Origin of the sequence: Sinorhizobium terangae (genome assembly GCF_009601505.1) — a bacterium.
GTDB classification, from domain to species: domain Bacteria; phylum Pseudomonadota; class Alphaproteobacteria; order Rhizobiales; family Rhizobiaceae; genus Sinorhizobium; species Sinorhizobium terangae.
Window position 1 is genome coordinate 1 of sequence record NZ_WITC01000038.1, and the last position, 22,055, is coordinate 22,055.

Sequence of the window (22,055 nt, forward strand, 5' to 3'; positions counted from 1 at the left end):
GGATTCCCTTTTTGTTGGGATTGTGATTCAAGATCATTGCTGGTGAGGAGGCCAGCAATGATGGCGCGACCTCTTTCTCTTGATTTACGCCAGCGCGTCGCCGCCGCTTTGGCCGGAGGCATGACGGTGCGGGCGGCCGCCTTGCGCTTTGGGATATCGGCGGCGACGGCGGTGCGGATCGGCCAGCTCGACCGGTCCGGCCGCGGTTTGGCGCCGGCCAAGATGGGGGGCCATGTCAAACCCATGCTGCGGGGCGCGGCGGCCGATGAGGTTCACCGCCGACTGGCGGCCAAAACCGATTGGACGGTGCGGGCGCTTGCCGCCGATCTGAAGGCGGCCGGGATCGATGTCTCGCATGACACCGTTTGGCGGTTTCTGCGCCGCGAAGGCAAGACATTTAAAAAAAACGCTGATCGCCAGCGAGCAGGACAGGCCGAAGGTGGCGCGCTTCCGAAGCCGCTGGAAGACCCATCAACATCGACTTGATCCGCGCCGCCTGGTGTTCGTTGACGAAACCTGGGTCAAAACCAACATGACGCGCAGCCGCGGCTGGTGTCAGCGCGGCCAGCCGCTGATCGCCAGAATACCGCATGGCCATTGGAAGACGCTGACCTTCCTCGCCGGGCTGCGTCACGACCGCATCGTCGCACCCTTCGTGCTCGACGGCCCGATCAACGGCATTGCCTTCACCGCCTGGGTCGAGCAATGCCTGGCGCCAACCCTCAACCCCGGGGATATCGTCATCCTCGACAATCTCGGCAGCCACAAGGGCAAGCCGGCGCGCAGCGCCATCCGCGACGCCGGCGCCCATCTGTTCTTCCTGCCGCCCTACAGCCCCGACCTCAATCCGATCGAGATGATGTTCGCCAAACTCAAGACCCTGCTGCGCAAGGCCGACGAGCGTAGCGTCGAGGCGACATGGCGGCGCGTCGGCGAAGCTCTCAAGGCGTTCAGCCCGCACGAATGCGCCGCCTATCTCAGGCATGCAGGATACGTTTCAACGTAGGTCTGACAGACTCTAGGATGTCGATCATGTCGAACTCATCTCCTTCAAGCCCTTCGTAAGCGAGATGAGAAACCACTGCCAGCGCAGCATACTGTCCATCAGCCGCTGCTACCTGGTGCATTAGGGCTAATGCTTCTTCTGTTGTTACAACACCCCCGTTGAACACGTGGCGGGCAAAAATGACAATCGAAGCTGCAAGGGGGGACGCCGCACTGTCGACCCACATGGTTAGCAACTCTTGTTGAGTTTCCCTCGATATCTCTGCAGAGGATGGCGGACACGCGATCTGGTACAGGACGCAAAATGCGGCGTTGGCAGAAATCGATCGCGCTTCTTCAATGAGAGCGGCCGCCTCGCCGAGGTTTCGATATGGGAAGCTGCAGTCAAACTTATCCGAAAAAGCCTGCTCGCGCTCGAAGACATCCATGACGCGCTCCTAGTCAACCGTACGGTTGATAACAGGGCTAATGGATGTTCGCATTTGGCGCAAGACAGCCGTCAGCGCTTTCGCGTCTCTCGGGCATGCTCCGGCGTCGGGAGAGGACGAGGCAGTGCTCATCGTCTTCCTCGGGTCTGGCCACCCAATTCCAGCGGCGACCGGCTACGCTCTCCAGGCTCCGGTCATGACCGCCATGGGCGAGTCGGTCGCCTGCCCCGCAGATACTCAGAACAGCTACGGCGAGCCCTCCCGCATCAGCGCGGCAACGACGACGCCGGAGAGGAATGTGAGGGCGGCGACCGATGCGATCGCCGCGCCAAGGCCGAAACGGTCCGCGATCAGCCCCGCCATGAGCGCCCCGATCGCGTAGCCGAGGTCGCGCCAGAAGCGGTAGACGCTGAGCGCGCGGGCACGCCAGGCGGGATGCGCGGCATCGGAGACGGCGACGATCAGGCTCGGATAGACCATGGCGGTGCCGAGGCCGATGAGGAGGCTCGCGACCAGCCACCATTCGAATTGCCGGGTCAGCGCCGTCAGGAACAGTCCGGCGGCCTGCACCCACATGCCGCAGACGATCAGCCCCTTGCGCCCCCAGCGGTCGCTCAAGGGACCGGTCGCGATCTGGAGGATGCCCCAGGTCGCCGGGTAGATCGCCTTGAGAATGCCGATCCGTTCGACGCCGAGGCCGAAGGAGGCGAAGAACAGCGGGAAGATGCCCCAGCTCATGCCGTCGTTGAGGTTGTTGACGAGGCCGGCCTGCGAGGCAGCGAAAAGATTGCGGTCCCGGAAAGAGGTCAGCGTGAAAACTTCGCGGAAGCCGATTGAGGGCGGCTGTTCCGGGCGTGACGAGGCCTCGAGCCGCACGTGATCGCGCGTGTCGCGAACAGCGAAGATCGAAAGCAGCGCCCCGAGCACCGCGTAGCCGATGCCGAGATAGATCGGCGCCGGCCGCAGCCCATATTCCGAAGCGAGGTAACCCGTGACGAATGCCGTCACCCCGACTGCGAGATAGCCCGCGAACTCGTTCAGCCCCACCGCGAGCCCGCGTGACCTCGGCCCCACCAGATCGACCTTCATGATCACGGTCATCGACCAGGCAAGTCCCTGGTTGATGCCGAGCAGCGCATTGGCCGCGATGATCCAGCTCCAGCTCGGCGCAGCAATGATCATGAACGGGACCGGCAGGCCGAAAAGCCATCCAAGCACAAGCACGCGCTTGCGCCCCCAGTGATCCGCCAATTGGCCGGAGACGAGGTTGGCCAACGCCTTCACCATCCCGAAGCTGACGATGAAGGAGACGACGAGCGTCGTCGAAGCGATATGGAACTCTTCCGCCCCGATCAGCGGCACGACGGTGCGCTCGATCCCGACCATGCCGCCGACAAAGGCGTTGATCAGAACGAGCAGCGCAAACTGCGGCCAATTCTCGGCAAGGCCGAGCTGGATACCGGGCGTAGTCGTCGCGCCGTTCTTCGTGGCCATGGTCACGCTCCGCTACAGCACGCGCGTCTGATCAGGCGCGCAAAGAACGCTGTAGCACTTGAATTGCCGCATGTTCCTGTTCTTGAACGTCATTCGCCCGGGGCGTCGGGGAAAAGGACCGTCAAACTTTCTTCGGCCGCCGCCCAGGCATTCAGATGATAGCGCCGCAGCAGCAGGATGCTCACAGCGAAAACCAGAAGCCCGGCGCACACGCTGAGCAGGACCGGCAGGCTGAGCGCCGATTGCGCGACAACGCCCGCGAAAACGCCGGCGATCGCGCCATTGATGGTGCTCACCATTCCCGCCGTCGTCACGAAGAATTGCCATGGCGACGACTTGAGACCCTTGTGGACAAGCACGGCCGAGCGATCGTCGTGAATGGCATGAATGAGAAAGCGCCGCATGACCGGCGCGCTTTCGACGTAGTAGTGCCGTATTCGCGCCATGCCGCGCGCATGCACCATGTCCTCGATCGCGACCTGCACGGCACGCACGAAAGTGACAAGGCCGATGAAATAAAGGCAAGGAAGCAGGATCAGGCTGAACAGCACGAACGGCATACCCATCTGCGTGACCTGCGCGACGAAAGCAAGCGCGATCGTCGCGCTCGAAACCGAGGTGAGGAACAGGTTCGCGCGCTGGTTCGCTTCCTGGATGGTGCCCGACCGCGCGGTTTGAAGCACGAAGTGCTCCGTCGTCATGATCTGCAGGACCTGGTCCTCGCCTTCATTCGCCTCTGCCATGGCGGTCTCCTCCGGACGATTGCTCGTGGCGTTGCTCGGCTACAGCGCCGCGCGTCTCATCCGACGCCACGGTGCACGGCAGCAGTGTAATGCCGCCCCGTCGGTTGCGGTACAGTAACGCATCTCCCTCCCCGCATTCCTCGTCACAGGTCGGCAACTGCTCGCATGGCCGCGAAAGACGAGCTCTCAGGCGAGGCCGATCAGCACGCCACCGATCGCCGCCACGACGACCACGATCCAGGGTGGACATTTCCAGGCCATGAGAAGTACGAAGCAGGTCAGCGCGAGCGCGAATTCGTGCGGACCGATGATCGCGCTGGTCCAGACCGGCTGGTAGAGCGCCGCCCCGAGAACGCCCACCACCGCAGCGTTTGCACCGCGCATCAACGCCTGCGCCGTGGGCCTTGCGCGAAACGAATCCCAGAATGGAATGGTGCCGATCAAGAGCAGAAAGCCCGGCAGGAAGACGGCAACAAGCGCGATGATGGCACCAAGCAGGCCATTAGGTTCGGGGCCGAGCACCGTGCCGAGATAGGCGGCGAAGGTGAAGAGCGGCCCCGGCACCGCCTGTGCCGCGCCGTATCCCGCAAGGAACTGGTCGGCCGTGACCCAGCGGGGCTGCACGACCTCCACCTGAAGGAGCGGCAGCACGACGTGCCCTCCCCCGAAGACGAGCGATCCGGCGCGATAGAACGAATCAAAGACCGCGAGCCCCTGCGACGAGGTGGCCGCGACCGCGACCGGCAGGCCGAAGAGCAGGCAGAAGAGCAGGACGAGCGCCATCCAACCCGTGGCGTGCGACACTGGGAAGCTGACATGCCCGGAAATCGCCTCGCCCTTCGTCCGGCAGAGCCACAGTCCGGCGAGCCCGCCGGCCACGATCGCCGCCAGCTGGCCAATCCCGCCGGAAACGATGACGACGATCAGCACCGCGGCAAGCGCAATGCTTGCGCGTTCCCGGTCCGGGCAGAGGTTCCTCGCCATGCCCCACACTGCCTGGGCGACGATTGCGACGGCAACGACCTTCAGGCCGTGGATGATGCCCGACGCGATCGGTCCGCCGAACGACGCCGCCCCGAAGGCAAAGAGCACGAGCAGGATCGCCGATGGCAGCGTGAAGGCGGCCCAGGCGGCCGCCGCACCCAACGGCCCTCCACGCAGGAGCCCAAGCGCGAAACCGGCCTGGCTCGAGGCTGGACCGGGCAGAAACTGGCAGAGCGCCACGAGATCCGCATAACCCTTCTCGTCGATCCAGCGCCGGCGGACGACAAGCTCGTCGCGAAAATAGCCGAGATGCGCGATCGGACCGCCGAAGGAGGTCAAGCCGAGCTTCAGGAACGCCGCAAAGACCTCGCCGGCGCTCCCCCTGCGGTGATCCGCGCCTCCGGTCGCCTCGATTGCCCTGTCATCCATCGATCATCGTTCCCGTTCCAAATGCCCGCCGGTCTTGCGAGCGCCGCCTCAAAATTTCCCGATACAGCGCCTCCGGCGATACGCCAATCTCTTCCGCCAGCGCCCTCCGGTCGCCTTTGGCCGGCAACGTGCCATCGCTCCATGTCATCCATGCGTCGAGCCGGGCGCTGACGCTCGCCGGCGAAGCCGCGTTGGACATGGCATTCCGCGAGAGCGCGATTGCTTCGCCGGATCGAGGCGAGCCGGGCGAACCTCCGTTACGTCCACCTTGCAGCCCATCTGCAGATGGCGCAGATCCTGAAGGAGCCAGACATCAACCGTAGACGATGCGGCCCATAGCAGGTAGCCCCGCTGCGTCCCTTCCCCAAACCCGGGCCGCAAACCAACGTATACCTAGTCTTGAACCGCCTATTCATCGATTAGATCGCAGCAGGAGCCCATACATAGAGGAGACATCTGATGTTCAGGCCCATTGCTGCTGCCTTTTCCTTCGCACTGATTACCGCCGCACCTGCACTCGCCGACGAGCCGTACAATGCCAAGATCACGACGGTATTCGATCAGAAGCTGCCCCATGTTCCCGGCAAGAGCATGCGGGGCGTCCTGGTGGAATACGGGCCCGGCGGACACAACCCGTCGCACACGCATGCCAAGAGCGCCTTCATCTATGCAACGGTGATCGAGGGGCGCATCAAGAGCCAGGTCAATGGCGGCGAGGTCAAGATCTACAACACCGGCGAAAACTGGGTTGAATCTCCTGGCGACCACCATCAGGTCAGCGCCAATGCCAGCGATACCAAAGACGCCAAAATTCTGGCAGTCTTCGTCGTCGACACGGACGAAACTGAACTGACGATCCCCGACGATTGATCGGCTTCCTCACCGCCGACTCTGGGAGTTCTGTTCAGCAGCCCCAGGGCGGCTCGATTTTTGGAAGAAGAGCGCCTCGTGCTCAAGGCGGCGCCTTTTCATGGCCATCCGTGAGGGTGCCCAAATCGCACTGAAGCCGGTGTGCGCTTTCGTCACGCAATATTGACAGGCCGAGCCGTTGCAGAGCGGGCGCCGCGCCTTGTGTTTCACGGAAATCGGCGCAATTGTTCTGCTGCCATGCAGCAGTGTTTGATCCGACGGCTGCATGCCGCCTGGAAGCGCAGAGTGCTTTTGGCACGACGGCATGCACCAAGACAAATCGCCACCTTTCTCCTCGCGGTCTTCCTCGCCGTGGGTATGGGCGCGTCTTTCGCCGAGGCGAGCAGCATGGCCGCTAGAATGGCGACGATGTCCAACATGATCATGTCCGACATGGTGGAGAATGGCGACTGCCAGGGTTGCCCGGACCAGCCGGACGATAGCGGTATGAAGGCCATGGCCTGCGGCAATGTCTGTGCCGCCCCGATCATTGCGCCGCTCCCTCTTGCGGCAGTCGTGCCGGACGGCGAGACGCCGATTTCGGTCGTCGCTCCCGATCTGGCCCTCGACGGCCAGACGCCGCCGCCCGATCCCGCCCCGCCACGAACCACCGACATCGGTTGATCTCCGGCTGTCGCTACCGCGACGGGCCGGACGAGCGAACGCGTACATTTTTCGTGCCGAAGCGGACTTCGAGATGAGAACACACATCCACGGCCCCATGTCGTCGAAGTCCCCGGCAGTCCCGGCGGCAGGATGCTGCGCGTCGCCTGAAACAAACGGAACTCACGCAGATTTACCCATGGAGAATTGAAATGAGACGCATGATCCGCCTCACGAGCCTCGCGGCTCTCATCGCCTTCGCCACGCCGGCGCTCGCCCAGTCGCAGCAGGCAACGCTCTATAAAAGTCCGGAATGTGGCTGCTGCGAGGGCTATGTCGCCTATCTGCGCGACAACGGCTTCAAGGTTGATGTCAAGGAAACCGAAGAACTCGCCGCGATCAGCCACAAGGCCGGCGTACCGGAAGACATGCAGGGGTGCCACACCACCTTCATTGACGGCTATGTCATCGACGGCCACGTACCGATCAACGTCGTGCGCAAGCTCCTCAAGGAAAAACCCCCGATCGCCGGCATCACGCTCCCGGGAATGCCGATGGGCTCGCCCGGCATGAGCGGCACAAAGACTGAAAAATTCGTGATCTACACCGTGCCCAAGGATGGCAAGGCACCGGAGGTCTACGCGACCGAATGACCATGAACTGATTTGCAACGGACGACACATCGAAGGCGGAACGGCGACCGGCGTCGCCTTCCGCCCCTCTGCGAGAGTGAATTGCGTAACCTGAAGGAAGGTCTACTGCATGAAGACTGTCGTACATGAATCCGTGCTAACCTGCCCGCATTGCGGTTTCACCCGGCAGGAGACAATGCCGACCGATGCCTGCCAGTTCTATTACGAGTGCGCCAACTGCAAGACGCTGCTGCGTCCCCGCCCAGGAGATTGCTGCGTGTTCTGCTCGTATGGTTCGGTGAAGTGCCCGCCGGTACAGCAGCAACTTCAATGCTGCGAATAGTTTCCAGTCCCAGCAGCCGTTCCGGCAAATGGCGCCGGCTGAGCCTCGCGACGACTACACCGCGAACCGAAGAAGCCTCTTGGTTCCATAAAGCATCCAACCAAGGCAGTGGCCGAGAAAGTAGATCGTCAGCACCATATAGGTGATCAACACCACCGTGACCGTCGTGCCGGCACCAAGGCTGTCGAAGGGCGATAGCTGATGGAGCAAATCGGCCCACCAGCCGACGTTCGGGCTCCATTCGCAGGCAACCTCGTCACAGGCCGAAACAATGAATGGCAGGGTCATTGCCGACCAGGCGAGGAAAATGAAGCCGGCGCTTTTCCAGCTGTAGCTACGGCTGCGAAGCAGCCTGTGCACCTGCCGTCCCTTGGCAATAATCATGGCAATACCCAGCAGTATATAAATTGATATCTGCATCTCAGCGCCCAAGCCCACCTATGAAGAGCCACTATTAGCGGAGAGATGTTGCTGCGAGGTTCAGTCGATAGGTAAATAGTTTATGGCCGAGCTTGTTCGTCTGGCTCCCGGCACTGTGCATGTTGCCCTGGCAAGGATTCACGGCCGGGATATCCAGTTACTTCGGCCGGGCGCTGCCTTCGTACATGAAGGTCATCGGCTTCGGCCCGCGCATATAGCCGGTCTCGACCCGGTCGACCCGAAACCCGCCCTCCTCTATCAGCGACCGGATTGGACGGTTGAGATTGCAGCCGCCGCTGATGCGCCGCCAAATCGGGTTGAGGCAATCCTGGCACCAGCGCACGCCGCGGTCGGGTGAAAGCCCGTGCTCGACGAACAGCAGCCTGCCCCCGGGCTTGAGCACGCGGCGCATTTCCGAAAGTGCCTCGGCCGCCTCGGGAATGGTGCACAGGGTCCACGTGGTCACCACCGTGTCGACGCTCCCGTCATCGAGCGGAATCGCCTCGGCGGAGGCTTCGATGAAGTTGACGGGTATGGCGGAATGCGGCACGCGACGTGCCATGGCCACGAGACCAGGGGAAGGCTCGAGCGCCAGAATTTCGCGGACCACCGGGCGGTAGTGCGGCAGATTGAGGCCGGATCCGCAGCCGATCTCAAGCACGCGCCCCTCCGCCGCGCCGATCACCCGCTCGCGATAGGGAAGCAGGCGCTCGTTGCGCATGGACAGATCGCAGAGTTTCGGCAGGACGACGTCACGGTAGATGCCCATCATGTCCTCCCTGGCTGCTGCATCCGTGGCGCAGGATTACATTCTGTTGCAGAGGCGGAAAATTTGCAAAGGGTGCGCCCCCGGCAGTTCACGCCCGCACCCGCGCCGCGCGTGTTCAGACGCACGACGCTGGCATCATCGCATGTAGTCGACTTCACCCAGCCGTTGGCTCAGCCGGCTGCCATATGCTGACCTGACGCGTCTCGGGCATCAGGAACACGGCGAGCACGAAGCAGATGGCGGGAACGACGATCGGGTAGAGCAGCGCATAGCCGATGCTGCCTGTGGCCGCGAACGCTGCCGAGGTGATGAAGGGCACCAGCCCGCCGCCCCAGCCGTTGCCGATGTGATAGGGCACCGACACCGACGTGTAGCGGATCCTCCCGGGGAAATATTCCGCCAGGAATGCCCCGACCGGCCCATAGACCATCCCGACGTAGCAGACGAGGATGAAGATGATGAAGATCGCGATCGGGAAGTTGATGTTGTCCGGCTGCGTCACTGTTCCGAGCCACAGATACAGCGGGTAATAGGTGATCGCGGCGAGTAACATACCTCCGAGGATCACGGGCTTGCGGCCGACGATGTCAGAGAGCCACCCGAAGAGGATCAGGCTCGGCGTTGCAAGGAGCAGCGCTGCGCCGACGATGTAGGACGAACTCAGCGGGTCCACCTTGGAAACCTGCTGCAGGAAGTACAGGGCCCAGAACTGGCCGCTGTACCAGACCACTCCCTGCCCGATCAGCACGATGGTGGCAATCCCCACATATTTGGCGTTGGCGCTCAGGAACGCTTCCTTCCAGGGATTCCGGGTCATCTGTCCCTTGGCCTTGATCTCCGCGAAGATCGGCGTTTCCTGGAGCTGGAGCCTTATGTAGATGGCAATCGCAACCAGAAGGAACGACAGCAGGAACGGCACGCGCCATGCCCACGCCTCGAAGACTTCATTGCCGAAGTAGGTGCGCGTGGCGATGACCACGGCCAGCGACACGACGATCCCGAGCGTCGGAGAAGTCTGGAGCCAGCCGGTATAGTAGCCGCGGCGTTCATCCGGCACATGCTCGGCCACATAGGTGATGGCGCCGCCATACTCGCCGCCGAGGCACAGGCCCTGGATCATCCTGAGGCCGAAGAGCAGGAACGCGGCGGTAAGCCCGATCGCATCATAGGTCGGGATCAGGCCGATCGCTCCAGTGCCGAGGCCCATGCCGCTCAGCGTAATCAGGAACGTGTATTTGCGGCCGACCCTGTCACCCATCCAGCCGAAGAGAAACGCCCCCAGCGGACGGATCAGGAAGCCTGCAGTAAACAGCGCAATCGTGCTCAGGAGCGCTGCGACCGGATGCGATGGTTCGAAGAACTTGACCGACAGCACTGCGGCCAGGCTCCCGAAAATATAGAAGTCATACCATTCGATGATGTTTCCGACCGACGCGGCAACAATCACGCGCCGGAAATCCGTCGGGACCTGGATAGCCATGTTTCTTCCTCCCGTTTCTACACATGGCCCCCAAATTTTTACGGCACTTTAGCACGAAAACAGCCGAAACACGAAAACAGCCGATAAAAACCGCCTCTTCTCCGGCAAGCGGCTCTCCGACGTCACCGGATTGCTATTGCGGAATTTTACTTTGTGGCGCCCGTGCCGCGAACAAAGCGGCCGTGAGCATCAGCCCGGCTGCCGCCAGTGGCAGCATGAAGAAGCCGTTTGCGGAATAGGCCGCGCCGAAGCCGATCGTACCGGCGAAGAGGGCTAGATAGGTGACGCCGCTGTTGAGCCCCATGATGGCGCCGCGTTTTGCGGGATCGAGCGCGGTCAGTCGCATGATGAGCACGTTGAGCCCGAAGTGGTTGACGAGCCCCCAGAGAAACACCACCGCCAGGATCGCGATGTAGGAGCCGCTCGCCGCCACCATCGCAACATAGACGCCGGCGACGGCGAGAAAAATGAGCGGCAGCAACCTGCCTGCACCGAAGCGATCGATCAGCCGGTCGAGAAAGGCCGCGCCGCCGAAGCCGAACCCGTAGGAGACCGCGACGAGGCCGTTGGCACTGACAGGCAGGCCGAGTGCGGCATGGAGATGGTCGCCAATATAGCCGTAGACGCCATAGAAGGCCGCCATGAACGCCGCGCAGGCGGAAAGAAGCGGCGCGACGCCGCAAACGCCAAGCGCCGCGAGCGGCGATGTAGCCCTGCCCTCGCCGACATGCCTGCCCTCAGAATCCCCGGTGACCGCAACCCTCGTGACCGCGGCGAGCCGGACGGCGGCGCAGGCGAGAACGGTCGCGGTCGCGACGACGACATAAACCGTGCGCCACCCGGCGAAATCGGCGATGGCGGCCGAGAGCGGCACACCGGCCACCATGCTCAGCGTCCAGCCGGTCAGCACCAGGCCGATCGTCTCGCTCTCGCGCCCGGCGGGCGCGATGATCGAGGCCAGCGTATAGATCGAGGGAAGCGCGATGCCTGCGGCGATGCCGACGATGAGTTGGAAAGCGACCAGCAGCGGCAGCGTCGGCGCGGCCGCGCTGCCGCCAAGGCCGACGGCAAGCAGGATCAGCGCCGCCGCCAGCATGCGGCGCGGGCCATGACGGTCGATGAGGCGGCCAAGGAAAATGGCGCTCGCCGCCGTGCCGAGACCGAAGGCGCCAGAGGCCGTCATCACGGCGGGAACGTCCGCACCGAGGCTCCGCGCCACTTCCGGCGCAATCGGACCGAGCGCCAGCGAGTTGGAGCCGATGACGCCAATGCAGGTGGTCAGCACGAAGGCGAAGGGCGGGATACGCGCCCTCTCCGCGGACAGGTTTGGAATGGATTGATTGATGTTCGCCATTCCCGCATAATCGCAGAACGATATTCGGCAACAAGAGGCAATTTCGGAATGGACCAAAATACAGATGACATTCGGCGGAAGCGCCCCGCCGACCGTGAACTCGACGCGATGGACCGAAAGCTGTTAGGCGTTCTGGTCGAGGACGCCACCACGAGCTACGCCGAACTCGGCGAACGCGTCGGCCTTTCGCCGCCGGCCGCGCACGAGCGCGTGAAACGCCTCAGGCGCTCGGGCGTAATCCGCCGCGTCGCGGCTCTGGTCGACCCCGAGGCGCTGGGCAAGACCCTGCTCGCCTTTGTCCATGTCGACACGACCGGCTGGGGCAAGACGCCGGCGCTGCTTGCGATCGAGCAGCATCCTGAAGTCGAGGAGATCCACTCGGTCGCGGGCGACACCTGCATGCTGCTCAAGGTTCGCACCGAAAGCACCCATGCGCTCGAAGGACTGCTGGCGCGCCTCTACGACACGCCCGGCGTGAAGGCAACACGCAGCTATGTCGTGCTTTCGACCTATCTGGAGCGGCCGGTGCAGCCGGGCACCACGAGCGAATGGCCGACACTGGTGAAAGGCCAGGAATAATCCGGCCGCCCGGCTTTCCGATCCGGGCCCGAGTATGTCAAAACCCGCTCTGCGCCGGGCGCGGTGCGGGCGGAAAAACCGCGCGCCCTTCCCTCGTCCCGCTAATGTTCGGAGAGTTCCTCCGCCGTGGCGGCGATTGGTGCATTGCCCAATGACCTATCGGCGTATTTGAAGGCCAGTATGCTGATGACGGAAAGAACTATAACTATCAAGATCAAACGCATGTGTGCTTACCAGGGTCTTTTATATTGGTCTAGCAACACTCGCGGGATGCTTGTTGTTCCCTGGGTATCAGGTTGACCGGTCAGGTTGACCGATCGCTTATCACGTCTGCCAATACAGAGCATCCCCTTGCCGCGCCGCGCCGTAACTCCCCGCCGACGGCCCTGAGCTGGTCTGGTGCTCGATAACGCCGCACGGCGGGACTGCCCAGCGGGTCGACATCACCGGAAATCAACGTATCCTTGGCGCCGTCCGTTACTGCGACCCGCGTCTTTTGAGACGCGCAAAGGTCGATTCCGACTGAGGAACCATGCAGCAGTGGAGCGAGCGCATGCCAGACAAGACGTCCATCAAGTCAGCGAAGGCCGCCGAGAAGCCCGCCGGACCCCGGAAGTCGATCGCCAGGTCATCAGCCAGCAAATCCGAAAATGCTGCGGCGAAGGAGTATCCGGCGGCGGCCACGGAGCCGACCCTGCTTTCGGGCGGCAATCCACAGATCGCCAAGGGCTACGGCGACGCGCCCGTGCAGGCCTATATCGCGGCCATGCCGGGCTGGAAGAGCGACGTCGGGCGCCGGCTCGACGCGCTCATCGTGCGCACCGTCCCCGACGTACAGAAGGCGGTCAAGTGGAACTCGCCGCTCTACGGAATGGACGGCCAGAGCTGGTTCCTCGGCATTCATTGCTTCACAAAGTACATCAAGCTGACCTTCTTCCGCGGCGCCTCGCTGAACCAGCCTCCCCCCGTCGCGTCCAAGATGGAGCACGCGCGCCATTTCCACATCCACGAGAACGATCAGCTCGACGAGGCCCAGCTCGCCGCCTGGTTCAAGCAGGCGAGCGAAATACCCGGCGAACGAATGTGAGCGGGAGTGAGCCGCGGTCATGACAAGAGCCGAACTTTCCGACCTCTATCGAGGCTACATTCAGTGCCTGAATAGCCATGATTGGCCGAATCTGGGGGCCTTCGTTCACGAGGACGTTCACTACAACGGCAAGCGGATCGGACTGTCAGGATATCGCAGCATGCTCGAAGACGATTTCGCCGCGATTCCCGATCCCTATTTCGACGTAGAACTGCTGGTTTCAGAGCCGCCCCGCATTGCGAGCCGCTTACGTTTCGATTGCACCCCAAGAGGCATGCTGTTCGGCCTCGCCGTCAACGGCCGAAAAGTCCAGTTTGCCGAAAATGTCTTCTACGAATTTGTGGACGGCCGGATCGAAACGGTCTGGTCTATCATCGACAAGGCGGCCATTGAGTCTCAGCTGGAGTAGTTCCAGAAATAAGCTTCAACAACCACGAAGAAAGGCGACCGATGGACGGAAAAGCAGAAGACTCTCCCTCTCGGCTGATCGATGCCAGAATCGAAGAGCTCGGCGATTGGCGGGGCGAAACGCTCGCCCGGGTCCGGTCGCTCATCCGGGAGGCCGACCCCGAAGTCGTCGAGGAGTGGAAGTGGCGAGGCGTTCCGGTGTGGTCGCATGCCGGAATCATCTGCACCGGCGAGACCTACAAGCAGGTCGTGAAGCTGACCTTCGCCAAGGGCGCTTCGCTCGAGGACCCCGCCAGCCTCTTCAACTCCAGCCTCGAAGGCAACACCCGGCGTGCGATCGATATCCGCGAGGGCGAAACGATCGATGAAGAGGCGCTGAAGTTGCTCATCCGCGCCGCGGTGGCGCTGAACACGTCTGCCAAAGCTGTCCGTTCGCAGAAGAAACCGAAGAGCGCCTGATCTGTCTGCGCGAAGGCGCAGCCCGCATCTAGTCCGGTCGTTCTTCCCGCAGATCAGGTCGACCGCCGCGTTGCTGAGCCTGTCGAGCGCATCTCTCGGCTCGCCGGCGCGCGCTCGAATAGCGAGCGAATGCATGATGGCCGAGGCCACGGATGCGAGCCCGGCAGCGTCGGCTTCCGGTCCGAGCTCGCGGTCGTCAATGGCCTTGCGGATACGCTCCTGCAGAACGGCATAATCCGGCGAGGCTCGACATCCACGTCCCCCTAGCCCTTGCCGTCAGACGTCCGGATGGATCCGGTAAAAATAATCCATCGGAAGTCGCGTATCCGCGCCGTCGAGCCACCGCGCCCTCCGCGCAACGCGGCAGACACCCAGATCACGCACCTGTCCGTCGCTCAAATCGTCGATCTCTGCCCGAATTGCCCGGCTACCTCGCCAGGTTCTCCAATGCGTGGCCAAGGTGCCGAGAAGCCGAAAGAGACCGTTGGCTGCGGTGTGTTCAGCCAAGGGTTTGGCGATCTCCGCCTCGGTCTCATGTCTCGTGCCTCGCAGGGCCGGAAGGCTGTGGTGCCGTCGCGACACTTCCGCCAGTCCCGCAGGCGTTGCCGGCAGCGCCGCCTGATACCGGGCTTTCGCAAGGGTCAGAGTATCGTTCATGGCAACCTCCATATGCTTTGGAGGTTGAATTCTGCAGGCTACGAACCGCTTCGTAATTAAGCGCTCCCAAATAGTTCTCAAAACTTCCAAATGGACCATAGACGCGCCGAAAACAGCGGCGCACCTGAACGGGATTACATCCCGCTCAACAGCCTGTAGGCGATCGTCCACATGACGGCGGCGATCGCGAGATCCAGCACCCGCCATGCCGAGGGCCGAGAGAAAACCGGGCGCAGCCACTTGGCACCGTAGCCAAGCGCGAAGAAAAACAGGAAGGAAGCCGACATGGCGCCGGCAGCAAACAGCATTTCCTGCCCGGGAAAGCGTGTCGCAATGGTGCCGAGAAGCACGACTGTATCCAGGTAGACATGCGGATTGAGCCAGGTGAGCGCGAGGCAGGTCGCAAAGGTCGGCCAGAACCTGGAAGAGACTTCTTCTTCAACCGTCAGGGCTCCGGAAGATCGAACTGCAGAATGTAGGCTTTTTGCGCCGTACCAGATGAGAAAGGCCGCTCCCCCAAATCGCATTGCGGGGTCAAGCCAGGGCAGCATGGCCGCAATTTGCCCGAGGCTGGTGACGCCCAAGAGGATCAGGATGGCATCGGAGACGCCGCATGTGAGGCACACGGCGAACACGTGCTCGCGCCGCAATCCCTGGCGCAGGATGAAGGCGTTTTGCGCACCGATTGCGACGATCAGGCTCAAGCCCATCATCAGGCCAGTCATATAGATCGGAAGGTCCATGCTGACGAAATGCTCCGCAAACGAAAGAGTCGGCATTTCTCTAGCGGACGTCCGGGACTTAGGATAATTAAATGAGATAAACTCAATTAAGTAGAGCTAATGCCATGCTCGATTACCCTGCGCTTCACGCAGTGGCGACCGTCGTCCAGACCGGCAGCTTCGAAAAGGCAGCTGCCGCGTTGAACGTCACGCCGTCGGCCGTCTCCCAGCGGGTGAAGCAGTTGGAAGAGCGCCTCGGCGTGGTCTTGATCGTCCGGGGAAATCCGTGCACGGCAACCGAGAAGGGGGCATGGCTCTGCCGGCACATGGAAAATGTCGGCATGCTCGAAGGCGAGTTGATGGAGCTTCTTCCGGCGCTTGCCGATCCTGACAAGCCGCGCGAGCAAGTGACGCTTTACATCGCGACCAGCGCCGACAGCCTTGGAACATGGTTCCTGCCGGCCATCTCGAATTTTTCCAAGCGATCCCGGTATCTTCTGAATGTTGCAATCGACGACGAAGAGCATACGGCCGAATGGCTGCAGCGCGGCCGCGTGCTCGCGGCTGTCACCAGCGTAGAGAAGCCGATCCCGGGCTGCCGGCGCACCTCCCTCGGAGCACTGCGCTATCATGCAACGGCAAGTCCCGAATTTGTGGCGAAATACTTCGCCGATGGTGTCACGACAGAGGCGATCGGCCGCGCGCCCGCGCTGACCTTCAATCAGAAAGACAGGCTGCAAAGTCGCTGGATTCGTCAGGCCTTTGGCCAGGATCTTGCCTACCCCACCCATTGGCTGCCATCGACGCAGAGCTTTCTCGATGCGAGCCTCTCCGGCATGGGCTGGTGCATGAACCCTGCCCTCCTCGCCGGAGAGCACCTGGCTTCCGGGCGGCTCGTCGAGCTCATCCCCCACACTCCGCTGGACGTGCCGCTTTTCTGGCAGATCAGCCGCCTCGCCGCCGACCGGCTGGTAGACCTGACGCACGAAGTGGCTGCAACGGCGAAGGCGCGACTTCTCGGGTGAAGCTTCAATGGCCGCCAATGCCGCATTCGACGCGCGGCGCTGTAAAGGGCTGCCGCGACGGCGACACCCACTTTCGCCGCTTAGGCCGGCGCCTTTTCTTCTAGAATCAAAGCGCTACAGCACCGTGCGTCCTTTAGGACGCACAAAGGACGCTGTAACTCTTTGATTCCACGCATCGTGCTTTCCGAAAATCGGGTCCGATTTTCGGGCCGATGCGCTAGAGCGTCCTTTATGCGTTCATTTGAACGCACGGCGCTCTAATGAACGATGTAGCGATAGGCAACGAAAGCGAAGAAAGCCGCCATGCAGGCAGCGGTCGCGAGCTGTGTCAGCCGCCGCTCTACGAAATCGCGTACCGACTCGCCGTAGCGCTGCAAAAGCCAGGCTAGAAGCATGAACCGCGACCCGCGTGCGAGCGCGGCGGAAATGGCGAACAACCAGATGTTCACGTGAGCAACCCCAGACAGAATGGTCACGACCTTGATCGGCGGCAGGTGCGCAAAGCCCGAGGTAATCAGGAGCAGTACGATCGTCGAGAAGTCAACGGACTGGCTCAGGTGATCGAAAGTGTCGAGCTTCCCGTAAAACTCCAGTATCGGCCGGGCGACTGTCTCGAATGCGTAATATCCGATAAGCCAGCCGGCGATACCGCCGAGCACGGACGCGACTGAGGCGATAAGCGCGTAGCGCCAAACCCGGTCCCGCCTTGCCAGGGCCATGGGCACAAAAAGAACGTCGGCTGGCACGAGAAAGATGGAGCTTTCGACAAAAGCAATGGCGGCGAGCCATCTTTCCGATGAGCCCTTCCCGGCAAGAGACATCGTCCAGTCGTATAAGGATCGGAGCATGGAGCCACCTTTCAACTGCAGCAAATCCCGTCCGCGGCGTGTTCACGCCGGCCGGGATTGCGCGCGTGACCTTTCATCGGGCGGAGAACACATCGTCAGCGACTTGAGCCAATCCTGGCGCCGCGGGGGGTAGAGCCATATCCATGTCGTCAAAAATCGTGTCGCAATTCAGAGCACCATGAACGGGGAACCTGTCGAACGGCCGTCGAACACTGCAAACAGGCGCTCGTGGATTGACAGCCTACCCATCGATCGCACGCTGGTTGCAACAGACCGATAACAGTCGCCCGTAAACCGCAAGCGGTTATTTCGGGAACGAATCTGGAGCAAGAAAAAGCTGCTCTCCCGCCAGCCGAACTCAATGTTGGCAATTTGCGCGTAGCGGGAAGTGCGCTCACGACGGCAAATGGTACCGATCATGGAGGCAGCGGCAGCTTCCCGAGAGCGTTCGCCAGCGATTGTATCGACGCGGGTCGAAAAGGCCCCATTCGGGTGAAGCCGCCGATCGTGAACGATGGCGCGATCTCGACAAGGCGCTTTGCAGCCTCTCCTGCCGCCTCGAAATTGTTCAACTCGACCTGTGCCGCCGCGAAGTAGGCATAGGCGACGCTGAAGTTCGGGTTCGCTCCGACAGCAAGCGCCGCATAGGTGGCGGCCTCCCCGAAGCGGCCGCTGAACCAGTGGGCCAGCGTTAGCGCACAGTAAGGATGATAATTCAGGGGATCGAACGGGCTGAGCCTCAGCGCAAGCAGTGCATGCTCGATGGCTCTTTCGTTTCGCTCGCTATGGGCATTTACCAGGGCACTGAAGCCGTATGCGAGGGCCGAATTGTGATTGAGCTCCAGCGCCCGATCCAGAACGATAATGGCCGCGTCGTAGTCATGCGTGAAATTGGACTTGACAAAGGCGGCGATGCTTAGGGCCTGCGGATCATCGACACCAAGGTTGAGCGCGGCATTGCAGTGTTCCAACGCAAGAGTTTTATCCCGTTCGTCAAATCCACAGCGGAAGTAACTTTGCTCATGGCACCACGCCGCATAGGCATGTGCCAGCGCATAGTTCGGGTCGCGCTTCAGGGCGGCCTCCAAAAGCAGCAGCGCTTTTTGCGTTTCAGCCGGCGAATTCGCATAGGTGTGCGGGAGTGCTTTCAAATAGAGGTCGTATGCGTCCAGTGCATCCGGCCGTTTTCGCAGCGCACGTTCAATTTCGGCTCGGCGTATCGACGGTTCCAGCGCACCGACGATGCTGGTCACGAAACGGTCTTGAAGATCGAACAAGTCCTCGGCGAAGCCCTCGAGCCTATCTGCCCATACGTGCGTCGCACCCGTCCCCTCCAAAAGCTGTCCCGTGATGCGGATTCGGTTGGCGGATTGTCGGACACTGCCTTCGAGCACGTAGCGTACGCCCAATTCCCGAGCGACCTGCTTCACGTCAACAGGCCTTCCTTTGTAGAAATAGCTCGAGTTGCGCGCGATCACGAAGAGGCTGGGAATCTTGGCCAGTTCCGTGATGAGATCCTCGACCAGGCCGTCGGCAAAATAGTCTTGCTGCGGATCGCCGCTCATGTTTTCGAACGGCAACACTGCGATCGACGGTCGTTTCGGCAGGGCAAGGGGCGTGTCGATCAGGTTGGTTGCATCCGGCGTCTGCGCCTCCAGATGAAGCTGATAGACGCGGATCGGCCGCGTGATGTTCTTGAGGTACTGGTCTCCAGTGTCTTCGAAGGTGATGTCCAGCCGTTCCCGGACAAGATCGCGCACAGCGGCCGATACGGCGATTCCGCCTGGCCGTGCAATCCCCTCCAGCCTCGACGCGACGTTCACGCCGTCGCCGAAGATGTCGCCATTCTCCAAGATGACGTCTCCCAAATTAATGCCGATCCGGAACTCAATGCGGTGATCCGGCGGAATTGGGTCATTTCGAATGATCATCGCGCGCTGTATGTCGACAGCACAGGCTACCGCTTCCAAAACACTTTGAAACTCGGCGAGAATGCCATCGCCGATGAGCTTTACGACCCGGCCGTTGTGCTCTGCAATCTTCGGGTTCAAGAGCTCGCTCTGGTGGGCCACCAACGAGCGGAGCGTCGTGGATTCGTCGGCCTCCATGAGCCGACTGAAGCTAACGACGTCAGCGGCGAGGATCGCTGCCAGTCTGCGGTCCATAGACGCCCTCCTACGGATTGCATCAAGCAGCATGCCATAGAATTCAGTTAAGGCATTCAAAATCCGCTCTTTGCGTGTCTGGGCGCTGCAAAAGTGACCGCTTCAGGTGCATCCGGGCGAACGCCGGCGACCGCACTTGTTCCAAGGCGGTCGCCTCTGTTTGCAATAGAGCGTCCTCTCTGGCGGGCGAGACCCGACGAAGCGTCAGCCGCGCCGGGCCGCTTCGATCGCGGCGACGTCGATTTTCCCCATGTCCATCATGGCATCAAAGGCGCGCTTAGCCTCGGCACCGCCAGCAGCAAGCGCTTCGGTCAGTACACGCGGCGTGATTTGCCAGGAAATCCCCCACTTGTCCTTGCACCAGCCGCACGCGCTCTCCTGCCCGCCATTGCCAACGATGGCGTTCCAGTAGCGGTCGGTCTCCTCCTGGTCGTCGGTGGCGATCTGGAATGAAAAGGCTTCGTTATGCTTGAACATGGGACCGCCGTTGAGGCCGAGGCAAGGAATGCCCGCAACCGTGAATTCGACCGTCAGCACGTCGCCCTCCTTGCCGGACGGGTAGTCGCTCGGTGCACGGTGCACGGCAGTCACCCTGGTGTCGGGAAAGACCTCTGAATAGAAGCGAGCGGCAGCCTCGGCGTCCTTGTCGAACCAGAGGCAAATCGTGTTCTTCGACATCACATGTTCCTTTCGCTTTTGAAGCAGCCACCCTCCGAAATAGGCAGCCAACCGTTTTTCTCCACCCCCAGGGCGGTCACCCCCTGAGGACGAATGAAGCACTCGGTTTCCGACAGGGAAAAGGTGGAACCCTGCGAAATTTTGCAACGGGTCGATCTTTCACGTCCCCCGGCGTCGCCTAGACTAAGCCCGACGGCCGTTCGTGATCCAAGGCGGTCGTCCACCTCAATCGACCCGGCGCAGACTTTCTGCGAAGACGCCTATATTGGTGCCGTGGCCGATGACCACGACGTGGCTACCGGCTGCCAAGCCCTGCCTGCCAGGAACGCCGCAAATGCTCTGAGCGGCAGCCCTTGCAGATCAAGCGGTGAGTTGCAGCGACGGCCGCCATTACGGTCGACGTCTGCCACGGTAAAAGGGAGCTCCACCTGATGGCCTGCGATCAACGCAAGAATCATCGGAGCGGCGATGATGACGACGTTCTTTCCGAGAATGTAACCAATGAACGGAGCGGCGATGACCCCGATAGCCTTCCTGAAGGGGCCGCCCGGAGCGATTTCCATGCCGTTCCGGGCAATCCAGAACAGCAGGGCAGCAGAGACCAGCCCAGTCGCAAGTCCTGAAATGCTTGTCCTCGATACCCATTCGACAGATGGCAGGAAGTTATACCCGATCATCTTGGCAAATACAGGCAGCACACCAAGCTGCACCCAAACGAACAGTAAGATCCGGGCCGGCTTAATGCGCGGCTGCCCAGTCATCTCCCCTTTTGAAGCACCCATTAAGCCACACACCGCATGTCCGATAGCGATCCTATCGGCAGATCTGTGACACGCTATGGGTTGTGCTTCAAGGACACAGCGCAGTTATACCGCGAGTTCCACGCGTGGCGTAGGCCGTCGCGCCGCTCTCGCCGAAGTGATCGCAAAGGCGCGCCAACATTGCCGTCGCCATGCGCTTGGGTGGTGAGCGGAAGCCCGCAGTCAGCATGAGAGCGATTGCAATGCGGACATTGCGGTCGTCGCATCCATTCTGCTTACCGCCTCGCCAGCATTGGCAAGATCAAGCCCCATCCGGTCTCTTGAGGTGGTCCAGACGGCTCGAACCCCAACTTCTTGTAGACGGCTATCGCCCTTGCATTGTCTGGATGCGGATCGGTCGCGGTCACAGGTGCGCCCTCATCGAAAAGAGCCTGCATCCTCATTCCGATAAACGCTGAACCATGTCCAACGCCGACCATTTCGGGGTCTCCGATAAATTGATCAATTCCCCGCGAGCCTTTGGGAAGACCGGCAAAATGGTGATCTTCCCATCCGTGCACCGTGTAGTCCTGCAAGAACGCAAAGGGCCGTTCGTTGATTGAAATGATCCAGCGAGCCACCCGAGGATCAACCAGTTCTGCTTCACCATACGGCTCACCAGAACCCCACCATTCCAGGACATGCGGGTTCGACCGCCACGCGTTCAGTAAAGCGAGATCATCAAGGGTCGCTCTGCGAAACTCGTAAGGATTGGTCGCGAACATTAGATCACCATAGCAGATTGTGCGACGGTGAGTATGGGCTCGAAGCAGTCTTTGGCCCGTTGCATATCAACCGGCTGCACAAGGTCGAGAGAGCGGACCTGGCCGTTCCATCAAAGTCACCGGCAACAACGGGAGCCGCCGCGGCGGGCTGTGGCAAGAGACCGGTTCCGAGTGACGCAATGGCAACCAGGAATTCACGACGACTGACGGAAAACTCGCGCTTCTCAAACTCGCCCCCCATGAGACCCTGCCGGGTTCGAGCAGCTATTGCCTACCTACAAGACGTGCAAAGACGCCGCAGCACTTCGA

The 22,055-nt window shown here is 61.5% G+C and carries 25 protein-coding genes and 2 pseudogenes; 10 read left to right on the forward strand and 17 right to left on the reverse strand.

From position 1 onward, the window contains the following. Positions 1 to 60: 60 nt before the first annotated feature. A protein-coding gene (locus GHK62_RS11500) for an IS630 family transposase (protein WP_167528167.1) occupies positions 61 to 1,006 on the forward strand; the annotation gives its coding sequence in 2 pieces (ribosomal slippage) (positions 61 to 399 and positions 401 to 1,006; 945 coding nt in all). On the opposite strand, the gene GHK62_RS11505 is transcribed toward GHK62_RS11500, so the two are convergent. The 5 genes and pseudogenes from GHK62_RS11505 to GHK62_RS34210 form a co-directional block, all read right to left on the reverse strand. Next, the gene (locus tag GHK62_RS11505; RefSeq protein WP_153439178.1) at positions 978 to 1,433 is read right to left on the reverse strand and encodes a hypothetical protein; all 456 of its coding nucleotides are present in this window, start codon (positions 1,431 to 1,433) and stop codon (positions 978 to 980) included. The genes GHK62_RS11500 and GHK62_RS11505 overlap by 29 nt on opposite strands. Before the next feature lie 246 nt (positions 1,434 to 1,679). Next, the gene (locus GHK62_RS11510) at positions 1,680 to 2,927 is read right to left on the reverse strand and encodes an MFS transporter (RefSeq protein WP_153439180.1); all 1,248 of its coding nucleotides are present in this window, start codon (positions 2,925 to 2,927) and stop codon (positions 1,680 to 1,682) included. Between the two features lie 89 nt (positions 2,928 to 3,016). After that, positions 3,017 to 3,670 (reverse strand): hypothetical protein, encoded by a 654-nt coding sequence (locus GHK62_RS11515; RefSeq protein ID WP_153439182.1) that lies wholly within the window; start codon positions 3,668 to 3,670, stop codon positions 3,017 to 3,019. Positions 3,671 to 3,856: 186 nt separating this feature from the next. Further along, on the reverse strand, positions 3,857 to 5,083 hold the full coding sequence (gene chrA / locus GHK62_RS11520) for a chromate efflux transporter (RefSeq protein ID WP_153439184.1): 1,227 nt from the start codon (positions 5,081 to 5,083) through the stop codon (positions 3,857 to 3,859). Beyond that, a pseudogene (locus GHK62_RS34210) lies at positions 5,076 to 5,258 on the reverse strand (Crp/Fnr family transcriptional regulator); the annotation flags it as partial. The gene chrA and the pseudogene GHK62_RS34210, both read right to left, overlap by 8 nt. Before the next feature lie 284 nt (positions 5,259 to 5,542). On the opposite strand from GHK62_RS34210, the gene GHK62_RS11530 reads away from it, so the two are divergent. The 4 genes from GHK62_RS11530 (at position 5,543) to GHK62_RS34215 (ending at position 7,570) form a co-directional block, all read left to right on the forward strand. Further along, positions 5,543 to 5,953 carry a cupin domain-containing protein gene (locus tag GHK62_RS11530; RefSeq protein WP_153439186.1) on the forward strand — a complete coding sequence of 137 codons (411 nt, stop codon included), beginning with the start codon at positions 5,543 to 5,545 and terminating at the stop codon, positions 5,951 to 5,953. Positions 5,954 to 6,340: 387 nt separating this feature from the next. Continuing rightward, positions 6,341 to 6,616 carry a hypothetical protein gene (locus GHK62_RS11535; protein ID WP_234886860.1) on the forward strand — a complete coding sequence of 92 codons (276 nt, stop codon included), beginning with the start codon at positions 6,341 to 6,343 and terminating at the stop codon, positions 6,614 to 6,616. Between the two features lie 191 nt (positions 6,617 to 6,807). Continuing rightward, positions 6,808 to 7,248 carry a DUF411 domain-containing protein gene (locus GHK62_RS11540; protein WP_153439188.1) on the forward strand — a complete coding sequence of 147 codons (441 nt, stop codon included), beginning with the start codon at positions 6,808 to 6,810 and terminating at the stop codon, positions 7,246 to 7,248. A gap of 109 nt (positions 7,249 to 7,357) precedes the next feature. Further along, positions 7,358 to 7,570 (forward strand): GDCCVxC domain-containing (seleno)protein, encoded by a 213-nt coding sequence (locus tag GHK62_RS34215; RefSeq protein ID WP_153439190.1) that lies wholly within the window; start codon positions 7,358 to 7,360, stop codon positions 7,568 to 7,570. A gap of 54 nt (positions 7,571 to 7,624) precedes the next feature. Here the strand turns inward: GHK62_RS34215 and GHK62_RS11550 are convergent, their stop codons facing one another. The 4 genes from GHK62_RS11550 to GHK62_RS11565 all read right to left on the reverse strand — a co-directional run bounded on the left by GHK62_RS11550 (position 7,625) and on the right by GHK62_RS11565 (position 11,593). Next, positions 7,625 to 7,954: a hypothetical protein gene (locus tag GHK62_RS11550; RefSeq protein ID WP_153439192.1), complete on the reverse strand. Its 330-nt coding sequence runs from the start codon at positions 7,952 to 7,954 to the stop codon at positions 7,625 to 7,627. Between the two features lie 193 nt (positions 7,955 to 8,147). Continuing rightward, positions 8,148 to 8,759 (reverse strand): class I SAM-dependent methyltransferase, encoded by a 612-nt coding sequence (locus GHK62_RS11555; RefSeq protein ID WP_153439194.1) that lies wholly within the window; start codon positions 8,757 to 8,759, stop codon positions 8,148 to 8,150. A 154-nt stretch (positions 8,760 to 8,913) separates the two neighbouring features. Next, positions 8,914 to 10,239 (reverse strand): MFS transporter, encoded by a 1,326-nt coding sequence (locus tag GHK62_RS11560; RefSeq protein ID WP_153439196.1) that lies wholly within the window; start codon positions 10,237 to 10,239, stop codon positions 8,914 to 8,916. Positions 10,240 to 10,372: 133 nt separating this feature from the next. Beyond that, a complete protein-coding gene (locus GHK62_RS11565) occupies positions 10,373 to 11,593 on the reverse strand; it encodes an MFS transporter (protein WP_153439198.1) in 1,221 nt (406 codons plus the stop codon). 48 nt (positions 11,594 to 11,641) lie between these two features. Here GHK62_RS11565 and GHK62_RS11570 point away from each other — a divergent pair, with 48 nt between their 5' ends. The 4 genes from GHK62_RS11570 to GHK62_RS11585 all read left to right on the forward strand — a co-directional run bounded on the left by GHK62_RS11570 (position 11,642) and on the right by GHK62_RS11585 (position 14,126). Next, positions 11,642 to 12,172, forward strand: a complete 531-nt coding sequence (locus GHK62_RS11570) for an Lrp/AsnC family transcriptional regulator (protein WP_153439200.1) — start codon at positions 11,642 to 11,644, stop codon at positions 12,170 to 12,172. Positions 12,173 to 12,725: 553 nt separating this feature from the next. After that, entirely contained in the window at positions 12,726 to 13,259 is a 534-nt protein-coding gene (locus GHK62_RS11575; RefSeq protein WP_153439202.1) for a DUF1801 domain-containing protein, read from the forward strand. A 19-nt stretch (positions 13,260 to 13,278) separates the two neighbouring features. Continuing rightward, positions 13,279 to 13,668 carry an ester cyclase gene (locus GHK62_RS11580; protein WP_153439204.1) on the forward strand — a complete coding sequence of 130 codons (390 nt, stop codon included), beginning with the start codon at positions 13,279 to 13,281 and terminating at the stop codon, positions 13,666 to 13,668. A gap of 41 nt (positions 13,669 to 13,709) precedes the next feature. Next, complete coding sequence (locus GHK62_RS11585) at positions 13,710 to 14,126, forward strand: DUF1801 domain-containing protein (RefSeq protein WP_153439206.1); 417 nt, start codon at positions 13,710 to 13,712, stop codon at positions 14,124 to 14,126. 276 nt (positions 14,127 to 14,402) lie between these two features. On the opposite strand, the gene GHK62_RS33885 is transcribed toward GHK62_RS11585, so the two are convergent. Next, the gene (locus GHK62_RS33885; RefSeq protein ID WP_184109053.1) at positions 14,403 to 14,783 is read right to left on the reverse strand and encodes a hypothetical protein; all 381 of its coding nucleotides are present in this window, start codon (positions 14,781 to 14,783) and stop codon (positions 14,403 to 14,405) included. Positions 14,784 to 14,917: 134 nt separating this feature from the next. Then, on the reverse strand, positions 14,918 to 15,526 hold the full coding sequence (locus tag GHK62_RS11595; protein WP_153439233.1) for a LysE/ArgO family amino acid transporter: 609 nt from the start codon (positions 15,524 to 15,526) through the stop codon (positions 14,918 to 14,920). A gap of 104 nt (positions 15,527 to 15,630) precedes the next feature. Between GHK62_RS11595 and GHK62_RS11600 the strand changes: the two genes are divergently transcribed. Next, on the forward strand, positions 15,631 to 16,530 hold the full coding sequence (locus GHK62_RS11600) for a LysR family transcriptional regulator ArgP (protein WP_153439208.1): 900 nt from the start codon (positions 15,631 to 15,633) through the stop codon (positions 16,528 to 16,530). Between the two features lie 257 nt (positions 16,531 to 16,787). Here GHK62_RS11600 and GHK62_RS11605 read toward each other — a convergent pair whose 3' ends face one another. The 6 genes and pseudogenes from GHK62_RS11605 to GHK62_RS11625 form a co-directional block, all read right to left on the reverse strand. After that, the gene (locus GHK62_RS11605; RefSeq protein ID WP_153439210.1) at positions 16,788 to 17,378 is read right to left on the reverse strand and encodes a YqaA family protein; all 591 of its coding nucleotides are present in this window, start codon (positions 17,376 to 17,378) and stop codon (positions 16,788 to 16,790) included. 416 nt (positions 17,379 to 17,794) lie between these two features. Continuing rightward, positions 17,795 to 18,943: a tetratricopeptide repeat protein gene (locus GHK62_RS11610; RefSeq protein WP_234886861.1), complete on the reverse strand. Its 1,149-nt coding sequence runs from the start codon at positions 18,941 to 18,943 to the stop codon at positions 17,795 to 17,797. A 153-nt stretch (positions 18,944 to 19,096) separates the two neighbouring features. Next, positions 19,097 to 19,576: pseudogene (locus tag GHK62_RS35200) on the reverse strand (adenylate/guanylate cyclase domain-containing protein); the annotation flags it as partial. A gap of 171 nt (positions 19,577 to 19,747) precedes the next feature. Beyond that, entirely contained in the window at positions 19,748 to 20,221 is a 474-nt protein-coding gene (locus GHK62_RS11615; protein WP_153439214.1) for a VOC family protein, read from the reverse strand. 260 nt (positions 20,222 to 20,481) lie between these two features. After that, on the reverse strand, positions 20,482 to 21,003 hold the full coding sequence (locus tag GHK62_RS11620; protein ID WP_184109050.1) for a hypothetical protein: 522 nt from the start codon (positions 21,001 to 21,003) through the stop codon (positions 20,482 to 20,484). Positions 21,004 to 21,257: 254 nt separating this feature from the next. Then, the gene (locus tag GHK62_RS11625; RefSeq protein ID WP_153439216.1) at positions 21,258 to 21,746 is read right to left on the reverse strand and encodes a GNAT family N-acetyltransferase; all 489 of its coding nucleotides are present in this window, start codon (positions 21,744 to 21,746) and stop codon (positions 21,258 to 21,260) included. Between the last annotated feature and the right edge of the window lie 309 nt (positions 21,747 to 22,055).